Source organism: Kitasatospora sp. NPDC043950, from assembly GCF_056435345.1.
On record NZ_JBWKER010000053.1, the window covers coordinates 39,257 to 52,988 of the forward strand.

Consider the following 13,732-nt stretch of genomic DNA (forward strand, 5'->3'; position numbering starts at 1 on the left):
CCTGGTTCACTAGCTCGCCTCCCCCACCCCCGCTTCCCTCGGAGGCGGGGGTGTTCGCATTTCGAGGCCTCGTCACGTGCTCACGAGGAGGGGGCGGGCCCTGGGCCCACTCGGTACTTTTCCGCTTCCTCCGGCGGCGGGAGCGGGACGGCGATGGACAGCTCGATGGCCGCGACCCGGCGGGTGAGGTAGCCGCGTCGGCCGGCGGCGGCTGCCACCCACGCCCCGGATGCGTCCTTGGGCATCCAGACACCCCCGTGCTTCTCCACGGTGCCGATCTGTTCGCCGAGGCCCCGTACGACCCGGTAGTGGCCTCTGCGGCCCTCGTAGTCGAGTTCGAAGCACTGCGGATTCCATCGGCCCTCGGCCAGGACGTTGTCGGGGTGAATGCTCAGGGGTAGTGCCTTCCGTTCGGGTGGGTGGGGGTGGGGCCTGGTGCCATCGGCCGGCGGGGGTATCGACGGCCCGTTGGGTGGGCGAGGCGGGGGTGGGCTCTGGTGTCCGCTCCCCGATCTCGACGCCGTCGGCGAGCAGCTGCCGGACGGTAGCGTCGGCCTGGTGCTCGTAGGGGTGGCGGGAGATGTAGTGCCCGTTCTCCCGGATCTCGTACATGTCGGCCGCGAAGTCGGTGGTGTTGAGGCTGACGTCCAGGCGGCGGTCGTGGCCGGCCCCGGTGACGCTCCAGCGGCCGGCGGCCACCGCGGACCACGTCAGGTGGATGTCTGCTCCGGTGCGGGCCCGCTCCGCGCGCTCGCGCTCGGCCTGCTCGTCGGCGCTGCGATGGCGGGCGGCCTCCAGCTCGGCCTGGTGCTGCTGCTCGGCCTCCTCACGACGCCGCAGGAACTCGGCCCGGCTCTGGGCGGCCTGGCGTTCCAGCTCCGCGAGGCGCTGGCGGGCGGCTTCCCGGCGGCGGGCGGCTTCGTGGCCGCCGGGCAGCGGGGGTAGGGCCTGGGGCTCCGCGCGGGCTGGCCAGGGCTCGGCGAGGTCGGTGCGGTGGTGCCGCCAGATGGTGAGCATGGCGCGGCCGTCCGCTGTGGCGACGACGTCGCCGTTCTCCTCCTGCTGGAGAAACCCGGCGGCGATGACCAGCTCGACCACCTTCCGCCGTACCCGGCGGCCCTTGGCGTCGAGCCGGGCCCCGGCGGGGACGAGGCGGTAGCCAGTGCCGTCCCACCACACGCCGCCTTCGCTGGGGTGCAGGGTGGCCGCCGCGACGAGGCTGTACACCCTGCTGGTCCACCCGGACTGCTCGCGGGCCTCCCGGGTCCGCTCGGCGGCGACGACCCGGCTGAAGTCGGCTTCGTGGTCGTCGGCATGGAGGCGGGCGGCGTGGCGGGCGTCGTCACGGTGGCCGTGGTCGTCGCCGACCTGGGCGGGGCGCCCGGCGTACCGGTCACCGCACTGAAGGCACCAGACCACCCACCACTGCACCCGGTCGGTTCCGGCGGGCCCGACGCCGACCGGGCAGGGGTTACGCAGACCCCACCCCAGGGCGCTGCCGCCTCCGGGTATCCAGGGGGCGCGGGTGGGGGTGGTCACTGGGGTACTTCTTCGCCCAGCCCGCTCCCGCGCTCGAACAGCAGGCCGCCGACGCCCTCGGGCCGGATCCGCTGGACGGGCCGACCCTGGCCGTGGCCCGCGAGTACGGCCGACTGCTCCAGGCGTACGAGCACCTGTTCTGGGACGCTCTCGGACAGCTCGACTAGGGTCCGGGGTCTCCCGGGTCACGCCGACGGGCCGACCGGGCGCGGGGGGGCCGAGGCGTTCATCCCCCGCACCCGGTCGGCCTCGCTCAGGCCTGCCAGTGCGGCTTGCCGCTGACCATCCGGCAGTAGATCATTCCCCCGTTGGCGTCATGGGTGCTCTTGCCGAGATCGGCGTTGCGGCAGAACTGCCCGGCCGCGTAGCAGTTCCCCGCGTTCGAGCGGAGCTCGCACTCCGCACCGCCGGCCGCCGCGGTGTGCTGCGGCTCCGGGGCGGTCGGCGGCTGGGCCGTGGTGGTCTTCGGCTGCGGCGCCTTCGGGGTGGGCGACGGCGCGTGGGTGCTGGGGGCCGCCGCTGCGGGGGCGGTCGGCGTGCTCGGCGCGGGGTCCGACGCCGGCGGCGGCGTGCCGGCCGGGGACGCGGCGGGCGGCGCCGCAGGCGGTGCGGCCGGCGGGGTCGACTGGGTGGTGGCGCCCGCCGGGGCGGTCACCGGGGGCGAGGCCTTGGCTCCGCCGTCGGCGGCCGACGGGTCGCAACCGGTCAGCGCCAGACCGACGGTGAGGACGAGTCCGGCGAAGCCGGCCAGGCCGGCGCACCGACGCCCGCGTATGCGTGAAGGCATGGGTGGAGAACGCTCCGTTCCGTTTGGATGAGGTGTGCGATTCAAGCAGAGCTCGCACACGATCCGCGCACGGATCTCCCACTCGTTGGCAGATCGAGATCTGCCGGCTACCGAGCGTCGCCGCCCTCCGGTCCGCCGTCACGCTGCGCCGAACCGCCGACCGCCCCAACAGGGGTATAGCGCCGGAGCGCAGGGGAATTCGGCATGTTCCTGACATGGCCAGCGGATCGCTACCGTTCCGGCAACCCCCACGCCGAACGAGGAGATCCCCCATGCTCCGCATCCGTGTGCTCGCGGTCGCCACCGCGCTCGCGGGCGTCGCCCTGACCGCCGCCCCCGCCGTCAGCGCGCCCGCTGACGACCCGTCCACAGTCGCCGCCCTCGCTTCCCCCGCGGCCCGGACCGCCCCGGCCCCGTCCGCGCTGCTCCCCGCGCTCCAGCGCGACCTCGGACTCTCCCCGCAAGCCGCCGCCGACCGGCTGGCCGGGGAGAGCCGGGCCGCCCGGGTTCGGACCGCGCTCGCCGCCGCCCTGGGCTCCCGCTGGGCCGGGGCCTGGGTCGAGGGGCCGGACGCCGCCCTGGTGGTCGCCACCACGGACGCCTCCGTCGCCCGGACGATCACCGCGCACGGCGGCCGGGCCACCGTCGTCCGCAACGCCCTGGCCGCCCTCGACCGGGCGAAGGCCGCGCTCGACCGGGCGGCCCGGGCCGCCACACCCACCGCCACGCCGTTCTGGTCCGTGGACGTCCGCACCAACGCCGTCGTGGTCCGGTCCTCCGACGCCGCCCGGACCGAGGACTTCCTGCGCCGCTCCGGGGTGGACCGCGCGCTGGTCCGGGTCGAGCGGGCCACCGCCACGCCCCGGCCGCTGGCCGACCTGCACGGCGGCGACGCGTACTACATCGACAACGCCGCCCGGTGTTCGATCGGATTCCCCGTCACCCAGAACGGCCGGCCCGGCTTCGTCAGCGCCGGACACTGCGGGCAGCCCGGTTCCAACGCGACGGCCTCCGACGGCAGTTCGATCGGCACCTTCCAGGGCTCGACCTTCCCCGGCAACGACTACTCCTGGGTGCAGGCCGGCCCGGGCTGGACGGCGCAGCCGCAGGTGAACGACTACGCGGGCGGCGCGGTGACGGTCGCCGGCTCGACCGAGCAGCCCGTCGGGTCCTCGGTCTGCCGCTCCGGCTCCACGACGGGCTGGCACTGCGGCACCGTCGAGGAGGTCAACGCCACCGTCACCTACCAGGAGGGCAGCGTCTACGGCGTCACCCGCACCAGCGTGTGCGCCGAACCCGGCGACTCGGGCGGGTCGTTCATCTCCGGCAACCAGGCGCAGGGCGTCACCTCCGGCGGCTCCGGCGACTGCACCTCGGGCGGCGAGACCTACTTCCAGCCCGTCAACCCGATCCTGAGCGCCTACGGCCTCACCCTGGCCACCGGCTGACCGGCTGACCGGCCGAGCAGCCGCGCACCCGGGCGAGCCATCGGCCGAACCGCCCACCGAGCCACGGGCCACCGTGAGGACAGGACCTAAGGCAGCCCCGCCGTCCGGCGCTCGAACACCTCGGGGCGCGCGGTCTCCAGGGCGGTGGCGACCGCACCGAGGAGGACCGCCTCCTCCCCCAGCAGGCTCGGCGCGAGCGTCGGACGCATCGGGGCGATCCGGTGCAGGGCCTGCTCCAGCGGTTCCAGGAGCAGGTCCGCGCTGTTGCCTATGCCGCCGCCGAGGACCACCAGGTCCGGGTCCAGTACGGCGGACAACACGGCGACGGCGTAGGCGAGTTGGCCGGCCTCATGGCCGACGGCCCGGACCGCCGCCGGGTCGCCGGCCCGGGCCCGTTCGAAGACCTGCTTGGCCGTGGGCGCGCCGCCCAGCCCGAGGTCCTGGGCGGTGCGCACCACGGCGTCCGCGGCGGCCTCCTGCTCGATGGTCGCCGGAGGCTCACCGGGGCGGGCGGGCAGCGGCACCAGGCCGATCTCGCCCAGCGCGCCGTGTGCGCCGAGCAGCAGTTCGCCGTCCTTGACCACGCCGACGCCCAGGCCGGTGCCGACCAGCAGGTAGGCGAACATCCGGCTGCCCCGGCCGGCGCCGAGGGTGTACTCGCCGAGCGCGGCCAGGTTGGCGTCGTTGGCGACGGTGACGGCCACGCCCAGGCCCTCCCCGATCCGGTCGAACAGACCGGATCGGCCCCAGCCGGGCAGGCTGGTGGCGTAGCGCACGCCGCGCCGCTGCTCGTCCCACACGCCCGGGGTGCCGATCACCGCGTGCACGATGTCGTCGGCGGCCAGGCCCGCCTCGTCGATGGCCTCGTGGGCGGCGGCGACCACGGCGTCGGCGACGGCGTTCGCCGAGCGGCCCCGGTTGGCCACGTCGCGGCGGGCGACGACCGTCCCGGCGAGGTCCGCGACGGCGACCCGCAGCCTGGCCCGCCCGATGTCCACGCCGAGCACGTGCCCGGCGGCCGGGTCGACCTCGTACAGCACCGCGGTGCGGCCGCGCTCGGGGGCCAGCCGACCGGCCTCGCGGACCAGCCCGGCCTGCTCCAGGGCGGCCAGGGCGGCGGACACGGTGGGCTTGGACAGGCCGGTGTCCCGGGCGAGTTGGGCGCGCGAGGAGCCGCCGCCGGTGCGCAGCAGTTCGAGCAGCAGCCATTCGTTGTTGCTGCGCAGCCGCTGCCGGTTCCACGGCACTGCCGGGGCCCCGGCCGCCGGGCGGTGGGTCGGCAGGTGGCTGCTCATCGGTTCCTCCGGTCTGGGCGGGAAGGCTGGCGGGCGGGCTGCGCCGGGTGGTGCCGGCACGGCCCGCGGCGTCCGGTGTCGGGTGCCGCCGCCCAAGTATGACCGGTGATCATTCCGTTCCCACCCCGGCTGCCGGCCCCGCGCCGCCCCGAGCCGCCCCCAGCGCGATCCTCGGGCCCGTCAGGACCACCAGGCCCGTCGGACCTGTCGGACCTGTCGGGCCCGTCGGGCGTGTCAGACCCGGGCCGGACTCGTCAGACCACCCAGCCGCCCGTCATCCGCCGCACCGCCGAGCCGTCCAGGTCGGCCAGCTTGGTGCCGGCGAAGGCCCGGGCCGCCTCGGAGGTCTGCACCCGCAGCGGCGGCCGCTCGGCGGTAAGGGCCGCGACGATCGGGGCGGCCGCCTGCTCCGGGGTCTGGGCCTGGGCGAAGGCCTTCTGCGTGCGGTCGACATAGGCCCGCAGGGCGGGGGCGTACGGGCCGGCCGCGGCGGTCAGCGCGGGCAGGTCGATGGCCTGGTTGCCGATGAACTCGCTGGCGACGGCGCCCGGTTCGACGACGGTGACGTGCACGCCGACGGTGGCGGCGACCGGCGCCAGCGACTCCATGAAGCCCTCGACGGCGAACTTGGCGGCGCAGTACGCCTCGTTGAAGGGCTGCCCGACCACACCACCGACGCTGGTCACGGTGACGACCCGGCCGCCGGAGGCCCGCAGGTGCGGCAGTGCGGCCCGGGTGACCTCGACCACACCGAAGAAGTTCACCTCCATGGCGGCCCGCACCGGCGCCGTCCCGTCCTGCTCGATCGTGCCGACGTGGCCGGCGCCCGCGTTGTTGACCACCGCGTCGAGCCGGCCGTGCCGGGCGAGGACGGCCTCCAGGCAGGCGGTGACGGAGGCCGGATCGGTGACGTCCAGCTGCTCGACGTCGATCCGCCCGTCGACGCCCGCCTCGGCGGCGGTGCGCCGCAGGGCCTCGGCCCGTCCGGTGTCGCGCATGGTGGCGACGACGCCGTACCCGGCGCGGGCGGCGGCCACGGCGGCGGCGAGGCCGATCCCGGAGGAGGTGCCGGTGATGAGGACGATCGGGGCGGCGTCGGTGTCCATGGAAGTCTCTCCTCGGATCTCCCCGGCTTCTCCGGGGAAAAGTGTGTGCGTGCGCACGCACCATACATTTAGGTGCACGCGCACGCAACCGGTCGACAGCCCGGCGGCGCCGGTCGGGCGGCCGTCACACCTTCGCCAGCGCACCCTCCACGTCCGCCCACAGGTCCTCGGGGTGCTCGATGCCCACCGACACCCGCACCGTCCCCGGGCCGATCCCGGCGGCGGCCAACTCGGCGTCGTCGAGCTGGCGGTGGGAGGTGCTGGCCGGGTGGAGCACGAGGGTGTGCACGCCGCCGAGGGAGGGGGCGAGGGCGGCCAGGCGGACGGACTCGGTGAAGGTGCGGGCCGCCTCGCGGCCGCCGACGAGGTCGAAGGCCAGGACGCCGCCGTGGCCGTCGGGCAGGAGCCGGCGGGCGAGGTCGTGGTCGGGGTGCCCGGGCAGGCCCGGGTAGTGGACGGCCCCGACCGCGGGGTGGGCGGCGAGGCGACCGGCCAGGTCGAGGGCGCTCTCACAGTGCCGGCGGACCCGCAGGGCGAGGGTCTGGAGGCCGCGCAGGGTCAGCCAGGCGGCGAACGGGTCGACGGCGGCGCCGAGTTCGATGGCGTAGTGCCAGACCTTGCGGTGCAGTTCGGCGTCCGCGAGAACGGCGACGCCGGCCAGGACGTCCGAGTGGCCGCCGAGGTACTTGGTGGCCGAGTGGATGACGACGTCCGCGCCGTACTCGATCGGCCGGCAGAGCAGCGGCGTCGCGAAGGTGTTGTCCACGACGCTGACCACCCCGGCCCGCTTGGCGACGCCGATCAGCCCGGGCAGGTCGGTGACCCTGGTGGTGGGGTTGGAGATGGTCTCCAGGTGCAGCAGCCGGGTGGTGGGCCGCAGGGCCGCCTCGACCTCGGCCGGGTCGTCGCCCCCGACGTGGGTGACCTCCACCCCCCAGCGCTCGGCGAGGTCGGCGAGCACGGCGAAGGTACCGCCGTACAGGCTTCGCTGGGCGATCACGTGGTCGCCGGAGCGCAGCAGGGCGAGCAGGACGGTGTTGATCGCGCCCATGCCGGAGGCGGTGGCGATCGCACCGGCGCCGCCTTCGAGGTCGGCCACCGCCGTCTCCAGCGAGCGGACGGTCGGGTTGCCGTAGCGGTTGTAGAAGAAGGCCCCGCCCGGGCCGCCGAAGGCCTGGGTGAGCGCGTCGCTGGTGTCGAAGGCGAAGAGGTGGCTCTGGTGCAGTGGCACGCCCATCGGGCGGCTGCCGGTGGTGTCCGCGAGGGGCGGGTGGACGATCCGGCTCTCGGGGCGCAGCGCGCCGGGGGCCCGGTGTCCGTCCGGAGCCCGGTGTCCGTCGGGGGTCTGCTGTCCGCCAGAAGCCTGCTGTCCGTCGGGGGCCCGGTGGCCGAGGTAGTCGCTCATGCCGCCCATCGTCGGGCCGGTCGCACGCCGCGCCCAGGGCCAATCGCGCCCGGGTGGCCCGCCCCGGTGCCGCTGCGGCGCCGGGGCGGGCCACCGCGGCTCACTTGCGGCGGCCGAAGATCCGCTTCGCGGCGTAGACGATGCCGACGATCAGCAGCACGAAGAACAGGATGATCAGGATGACCACGACGATCAGGAACTTGCCGAGCTTGGCGAAGAAGCCCGACTTCTTCTTCTCGTCCTTGGCCGCGAGGTGGGCGGCCGGCGCGGTCTGACCGCTCCGGGTGCTGACGGAGACGGCCGGGCCCGCCGCCGGGGCGGCCGGGCCGGAGCCGGTGACGGAAACGGTGGTGGCGGCGGCCGCGACGGGCCGGGGTGCGGCCGTCGCCGTCGCGCTCGACGCCGCGGCGGTGAGGCCGACGGCGGCCAGCAGTGCCACCAGGGCGCCGGCTATCGAACATGCGATCCGGTGAGTCATCGTGCTCCTCGTACGGGTTCTGAGCAGCGCGGAGGAGCCTGGCCGACCGGATCCGCTGGTCTGACCAGGTGGTTTTCTCATCTGCGCCTAGTATGCTCCACTGAGTTTCTACAGCGGTGTAAAAGTTTAGCGACGGGCCTGCCCGGATCGGCTCCGGCCCCGGTCACGCACGCCCGCCGGTTCGACGGGGGTTTCGTGGCAACTGTGGAGGATGACGACGTGTCTGGTCGCAGGGGTTCCCCCGGAGCCGGAAAATCGCCGCGCCGGGCAACCGGCGGCTCGCCGGAGGGCCGCATACCCGACGGCCGCACCGCGGAGGGCCGCCCGGCGGACGGCGGCCAGGCCGGCCGGACCGGTCAGGCACGCAGGACCGGTCAGGCGGGCGGGGCCGGCCAGGCAGGCGGGGCCGGCCAGGCGGGCCGCACGAGCCGGGCGAAGCCGAAGGCCAAGCGCAGCACCAAGGAGAAGGTGCTCTGGGTGACGGCCGGCTGCACCGCCCTCCTCGTCCTCGGCGGCTGCGCCGTCTACTACCGCCTGAACAGCAACCTCACCACCTTCGACGGCGATGCCCTCAGCAAGGACCGGCCGGCCGCCGCGGCCCCGGACGCCCAGGGCCGCTCCCCGGTCAACGTCCTGCTGATCGGCTCGGACAGCCGCGGCAACGGCAACAGCGACCTGGGCGGCGGCGGGGACGGCGGCGCCCGCTCGGACACCGCGATCCTGCTGCACGTCTACGCCGACCACAAGCACGCCGTCGGCATCTCCATCCCCCGCGACTCCCTGGTCACCATCCCGCCGTGCAAGCTCCCGAACGGCAAGTGGACCAAGGAGCAGACCAATGTGATGTTCAACAGCGCCTTCTCGGTGGGCGACAGCGACCAGGGCAACCCGGCCTGCACCCAGAACGCCGTCGAGAAGCTCACCAACCTGCGGGTCGACCACACCATCGTGGTGGACTTCAACGGCTTCGCCTCGATGACCAAGGCGGTCGGCGGCGTCGAGGTCTGCCTGCCGAACGACATCCACGAGGGCGATCTGAACCCGAACCTGGGCAAGAAGGGCAAGCTGGTCTTCCCCAAGGGCAAGCAGAAGGTGGAGGGCCAGTCCGCGCTCGACTTCGTCCGAGTGCGGCACGGCATCGGCGACGGCTCCGACATCGGCCGCACCAAGCGTCAGCAGGCCTTCCTCTCCTCTCTCATCAAGGAGGTCAAGTCCCGCGGCATGGACCCGACCACCCTCCTGCCGCTCGCCGACGCCGCGACCAAGTCGCTCACCGTCGACCCCGACCTCGGCTCGGCGGCCAAGCTGCTCTCCTTCGCCATGTCGCTCAAGGACGTCAACCTGCACGACGTCAAGTTCGTGACGGCGCCGTGGCGTTACGAGGGCCCGCGAGTCGCCCTCGTCCACCCCGACGCGGACCAGCTCTGGGCCGCGCTCAAGGCCGACCGCACCCTGGACGGCCAGGACGCCAGCGCCACCGCCGCGGACTCCGCCGCGCCGGGTACCCCCGCCGCCGAGGCCACCCCCAGCCCCACCGCCACCACCCCCGTGCCGGACGCCAAGGGCGGCGAGGCCAAGCCCGCCGACGTGAAGGTCGCCGTGCTCAACGGCACCGGCGCGACCGGGCTCGGCGGCAAGGCCGCGGAGGCTGTCAAGGGCGCCGGCTACACCGTGACCAGCGTCGGCAACGCGACCGGCAAGCCGCGCTCCACCACGGTCGTCGAGTACGGCGCGGGCGAGCGCGCCGCGGCCGACGCGGTCGCGAAGCTGTTCCCGGGTGCCACCGTCCAGGCCGGCGGCAAGGGTGTCAGCGTGGTGCTCGGCCACGACTTCGCCGCCGCCAATCCGGCCGGTGCCGCCGACCCGGCCGCCTCCGCGTCGGCCGGCGCCCCGGCCGCTCCGGCCCCGGTGCCCAGCAGCGTCGCCAACGCCGCCCGGTCGGCCGACGACGACCCGTGCGCCAACGTGTCGTACGGCTGACCCGGACGGGACGCACGACGACGGCGGGGCGCCTGCGGATCCCGATCCGGAGGCGCCCCGCCGTCGCGAGGTGCGCGGGGCGTGCTGGGCCTGCGAGGTCTACGAGGCCTGCGGGGTCAGCGCCTGGTGCCGCAGGACGGGCAGAACGCGGCGCCCTCCGGGATGTCCTGGTGGCACTGGCCGCACTGGGTCGGCTGGGCGAGCCGGTGGCCGCAGCCCGGGCAGAACGGCGTGCCGTGCGTCTCCGCCGAGCACTGCGGGCAGACGAGCTGGCGCGGCGTCCGCACGTCGAACTCGGCGCCGGACTGCTGGCCCTGCTGGTAGGAGCGGTCGGACACCATGTCGTTGAGGCCGCGCCGCTGCGCCGCCATCGCCTCGGCCGCCGTGTCCGGGGCGCAGTTGTGGCACAGGCCCTGGCCCGGGTCGAAGCAGCGGCCGCAGACGTAGTGGGTGCAGCGGGCGCAGCGGTTGAAGTGCACCTGGGCGTTGGTGATCGCGCGCTGGAAGGCGGCGTCGCGCGCGTTGCCCCAGGTGTGGCCGGCCAGGCCGTCGGCGGCGTTGCTGATGGTGTTGGCGTTGCCGCCGATGAGGTTCCAGGCGGCGCTGACGCCCTTGCCGATCCAGCCCGCCACCTGACCGGTGGTGAACGCCTCGAACGACGAGCGCCAGGTGTCGGAGCAGCGGTAGCAGGAGAATTCGAACTGGAAGCCCGCGCCGGTGCCGTGCTGCTCGCACAGGTCGCGGTAGTTGCTGCTGAAGTAGATCTCGGAACTCACGTCGTCCCCGGTCGATGAAGTGGCATGTCGGCGGTCCCCGGGCCCCCCAAGGTGCCGACACGGATGGGGCGGGTCACGGGGGCGCTGCACAGAATCGCACATGCCGTCATATTTTGTGAATCTCTTATGGACAACGCCTCGTGATCGCCGCACCGAGGGACGTCCGGGCCCACCGGTCCGGTTCCGATCATGCCGGTACCGATCAGGCCGGTTCCGGTCCGATCGGAACCGGTCTCGTCGAAACCGGCCGACGTCTCTTCAGAGCCCGGCGACCGGCAGCAGCAGGACCCGCGCCGGATCGAACCGCTCCCAGCCCGCCGGCCGCCCGCTGCGACTCACCCGCAACCGGCACCACCGCTGCCCGGCGGAGTCCTGCCACCAGCCGCTGATCCGCCCGGACGCCCAGGTGCCGTCGCCGAGGTCCACCTCGACCGGCTGGTACACCCACTGGACGTCCGGGTCCGCCGGTTCCCCGACGGCCACAGGACTGCGCCGACTCTCCACCACGGTTCCGCCTCCCGACCCGACCCCGGCGCGCGGCCTCCCCGGTCGGGCGGCCACGCGACCAGGCGTGCAGCTCACCCCGGAAACTCTACAGGCGTGTAGAGAAGGACGGGAGGAGTTCCGCCGAAGCCCTCACCCGGCTCAGTGGCGGCTCCGGCGCGCGCTACGGCGGCGGCGCCACAGGGCGAACGGCACGACGGCGGCCAGCCCGAGCGCGTCCGGCGCCGACGGCGCCTGCACCGGCGCGGCCGCGCCCGCCGGCACCTTGCCGAAGGTGTCCGGGACGGGCAGGGTGGACCAGTCCGTGAGCGGCCACGCGACGACGAACGCCCGGCCGATCACGTTCCCCACCGGCACGAAGCCGTCACCGGTCTCGTTGTGGTGCGGGCGGGAGTCCCGCGAGTTGTTGCGGTGGTCGCCCATCACCCAGAGCTTGCCCTTGGGGACGGTGACGGTGCCCACCGGGTCCTGGTCGCAGGGCGCCGAGCCGGGGAACAGGTACGGCTCGTCCAGCGCGACGCCGTTCACCTTCAGCGGGCTTCCCGCCTTGCACTCGACGGTGTCCCCGCCGACCGCGATCACCCGCTTGATCAGGTCCTTCTCGTCCGCCGAAGGCATCAGGCCGACGGTGCTCAGCACCTTCTGGACCGAGCTCATGACCGAGCCGTCCGCGTGCGTCGGCACGCTCTCCAGCCAGCCGCCCGGATCACGGAAGACCACCACCTCGCCACGCTCGGGCTCGGCACCGAACCACGGCGTCAACTTGTCGACCAGCACCCGGTCGCCGATCGCCAGGGTCTGCTCCATCGAACCGGAGGGGATCGAGAAGGCCTGGACGAAGAAGGTCTTGATGCCGAGCGAGAGCAGCAGGGCGATCACCAGCAGAATCGGGAGCTCCTGCCAGAACGGGCGCTTCTTCCGCCCGCTCTTGGCGTCCGGCTCCGCACCGCCGGTCCCGTCGGCCCCACCGGTCGGACCGCTGCCGCCGCTGCCGTCGCCGCCGCCGGAACCACCGCCGGCCCGGCCGGATCCGCCGCCGGAGGCCCCGAAGGCCCCCGCCGCGCCCGGGACTTCGGGCGCACCCACCGCACCGCGCTCCCCGGTTCCACCGCTCTCGCCGGACTCCGTGCTCTGCTGGACACTCATCTTCTCGGCCCCTCCCGACGGCCTGGCGGGAGACCGGAACGGAAAACCCCCGCTGTCAGGGAACGAACCTACCGAACGGAGGTTCCCGGGCGCGCCCTGACATGGATCCGCTCACCCTGAGGACCGAACAGACTGAGGAACTCCACCGGCTGCGGCCCGGCGTTGCCGAAGGCGTGCGGGGTCCGGGTGTCGAACTCGGCGGCCTCACCGGCCGTCAGCACCAGGTCGTGCGAACCGAGCACCAGCCGCAGCCGGCCGGACAGGACGTACAGCCATTCGTGGCCCTCGTGCACCTTCAGCTCCAACTCGGGCTCGGTGCCCCGGCCGGGCGGCATGATCTGCTTGAAGGCGTGCAGACCGCCGAGGTGGCGGGTGAGCGGGATGATGGTCTGGCCGTTCCTGGTCACCGGGCGGGGATGGACCCGGGGGTCGCCGGTGGCCGGGGCGCCGACCAGTTCGTCCAGCGGCACCCGGTACTCCCGGGCCAGCGGCAGCAGCAGTTCCAGGGTCGGCTTGCGCTGCCCGGACTCCAGCCGGGACAGCGTGCTGAGCGAGATCCCGGTGGCGGCGGCCAGTTTGGCGAGGGTGGTGCCGCGCTCGCGTCGCAGGGCGCGCAGCCGGGGGCCCACCGTGGTGAGGACGTTCTCGAAGTCTTCGTCGGCCATGCCTGCCATTCGCCGGGACGGCAAGGGTGTTTGTCAAACCGGCACACCGGTGCACGGGCGCGCGGGCGCGTCGGCGCGCCCTATGCTGTCCGGCCATGCGCATCCACCTCACCCGGGACAGCGTCGCGGCCGGCGACGACGCCGACGCCCCGCACGCCGCGGCGCTCGCCCTACCCGACGACCTCGACCTGCCGGAGGCGCTCGCCGCCCTCGGACTCCCCCGGCCGTACCTGCCCCTGATCGGCGGCGGCCGCGCCAGCTGGATCCTGCGCTCCGGCGACGGCACCCCGCTCGCCGTACTCGCCCAGCAGTGGCCGCGCGCCCGGCCGCTCCCGGGCGTCCGGGGCCCGCTCGCCCGTCTGGCCGGGCCGGAGGGCGACGTCCGGCTGCACGCCGAGTACCGGCGCCAGCTGGACCCGGACGCCGAGTACGACCGGCTCGCCGCCGGCTGAGACCGGGGCACCGGAGCCCGCCGGGGCTCCGCCGACGCCCGCCCGGGGCATGACCGGCTGCCCCGGGGGGGGGGGGGGGGGGGGGGGGGGGGGGGGGGGGGGGCCGGGCCCAGGGTCGGGTGGTGCGGGGAGGGGAGCTGGCCAGAGGGGA

General features: G+C 74.5%; 14 protein-coding genes. 3 read left to right on the forward strand and 11 right to left on the reverse strand.

Features of this window, described 5'->3' with window-relative positions:
- Window positions 1-72 precede the first annotated feature (72 nt).
- The 3 genes from AC07BF_RS29700 to AC07BF_RS29710 form a co-directional block, all read right to left on the reverse strand.
- Window positions 73-1,539 (reverse strand): hypothetical protein, encoded by a 1,467-nt coding sequence (locus AC07BF_RS29700; protein ID WP_478334155.1) that lies wholly within the window; start codon window positions 1,537-1,539, stop codon window positions 73-75.
- Window positions 1,536-1,673, reverse strand: a complete 138-nt coding sequence (locus tag AC07BF_RS29705) for a hypothetical protein (RefSeq protein WP_363582697.1) — start codon at window positions 1,671-1,673, stop codon at window positions 1,536-1,538. Before AC07BF_RS29705 ends, AC07BF_RS29700 begins: the two co-directional genes overlap by 4 nt.
- A 119-nt stretch (window positions 1,674-1,792) precedes the next feature.
- Window positions 1,793-2,326 (reverse strand): hypothetical protein, encoded by a 534-nt coding sequence (locus AC07BF_RS29710; RefSeq protein ID WP_478334156.1) that lies wholly within the window; start codon window positions 2,324-2,326, stop codon window positions 1,793-1,795.
- A 272-nt stretch (window positions 2,327-2,598) separates the two neighbouring features.
- Here AC07BF_RS29710 and AC07BF_RS29715 point away from each other — a divergent pair, with 272 nt between their 5' ends.
- Window positions 2,599-3,774, forward strand: a complete 1,176-nt coding sequence (locus AC07BF_RS29715) for a S1 family peptidase (protein ID WP_363631313.1) — start codon at window positions 2,599-2,601, stop codon at window positions 3,772-3,774.
- 86 nt (window positions 3,775-3,860) lie between these two features.
- On the opposite strand, the gene AC07BF_RS29720 is transcribed toward AC07BF_RS29715, so the two are convergent.
- The 4 genes from AC07BF_RS29720 to AC07BF_RS29735 form a co-directional block, all read right to left on the reverse strand.
- A complete protein-coding gene (locus AC07BF_RS29720) occupies window positions 3,861-5,069 on the reverse strand; it encodes an ROK family transcriptional regulator (protein WP_478334157.1) in 1,209 nt (402 codons plus the stop codon).
- Between the two features lie 254 nt (window positions 5,070-5,323).
- A complete protein-coding gene (locus AC07BF_RS29725; protein WP_363582689.1) occupies window positions 5,324-6,175 on the reverse strand; it encodes an SDR family NAD(P)-dependent oxidoreductase in 852 nt (283 codons plus the stop codon).
- Between the two features lie 124 nt (window positions 6,176-6,299).
- On the reverse strand, window positions 6,300-7,580 hold the full coding sequence (locus AC07BF_RS29730) for a trans-sulfuration enzyme family protein (protein ID WP_478334158.1): 1,281 nt from the start codon (window positions 7,578-7,580) through the stop codon (window positions 6,300-6,302).
- Window positions 7,581-7,680: 100 nt separating this feature from the next.
- Window positions 7,681-8,058 carry a hypothetical protein gene (locus AC07BF_RS29735; protein WP_363582687.1) on the reverse strand — a complete coding sequence of 126 codons (378 nt, stop codon included), beginning with the start codon at window positions 8,056-8,058 and terminating at the stop codon, window positions 7,681-7,683.
- A 219-nt stretch (window positions 8,059-8,277) separates the two neighbouring features.
- On the opposite strand from AC07BF_RS29735, the gene AC07BF_RS29740 reads away from it, so the two are divergent.
- Window positions 8,278-10,038 carry an LCP family protein gene (locus AC07BF_RS29740; protein ID WP_478334159.1) on the forward strand — a complete coding sequence of 587 codons (1,761 nt, stop codon included), beginning with the start codon at window positions 8,278-8,280 and terminating at the stop codon, window positions 10,036-10,038.
- A gap of 116 nt (window positions 10,039-10,154) precedes the next feature.
- Here the strand turns inward: AC07BF_RS29740 and AC07BF_RS29745 are convergent, their stop codons facing one another.
- The 4 genes from AC07BF_RS29745 to AC07BF_RS29760 form a co-directional block, all read right to left on the reverse strand.
- On the reverse strand, window positions 10,155-10,814 hold the full coding sequence (locus AC07BF_RS29745) for a double zinc ribbon domain-containing protein (protein ID WP_363582685.1): 660 nt from the start codon (window positions 10,812-10,814) through the stop codon (window positions 10,155-10,157).
- A 258-nt stretch (window positions 10,815-11,072) separates the two neighbouring features.
- Window positions 11,073-11,321, reverse strand: a complete 249-nt coding sequence (locus tag AC07BF_RS29750; RefSeq protein WP_363617070.1) for a hypothetical protein — start codon at window positions 11,319-11,321, stop codon at window positions 11,073-11,075.
- A gap of 138 nt (window positions 11,322-11,459) precedes the next feature.
- Window positions 11,460-12,464, reverse strand: a complete 1,005-nt coding sequence (gene lepB / locus AC07BF_RS29755; protein ID WP_478334160.1) for a signal peptidase I — start codon at window positions 12,462-12,464, stop codon at window positions 11,460-11,462.
- Between the two features lie 68 nt (window positions 12,465-12,532).
- On the reverse strand, window positions 12,533-13,129 hold the full coding sequence (locus AC07BF_RS29760) for a helix-turn-helix domain-containing protein (RefSeq protein ID WP_063350727.1): 597 nt from the start codon (window positions 13,127-13,129) through the stop codon (window positions 12,533-12,535).
- Between the two features lie 95 nt (window positions 13,130-13,224).
- On the opposite strand from AC07BF_RS29760, the gene AC07BF_RS29765 reads away from it, so the two are divergent.
- A complete protein-coding gene (locus AC07BF_RS29765) occupies window positions 13,225-13,581 on the forward strand; it encodes a hypothetical protein (protein WP_478334161.1) in 357 nt (118 codons plus the stop codon).
- The last annotated feature ends 151 nt before the right edge of the window (window positions 13,582-13,732 follow it).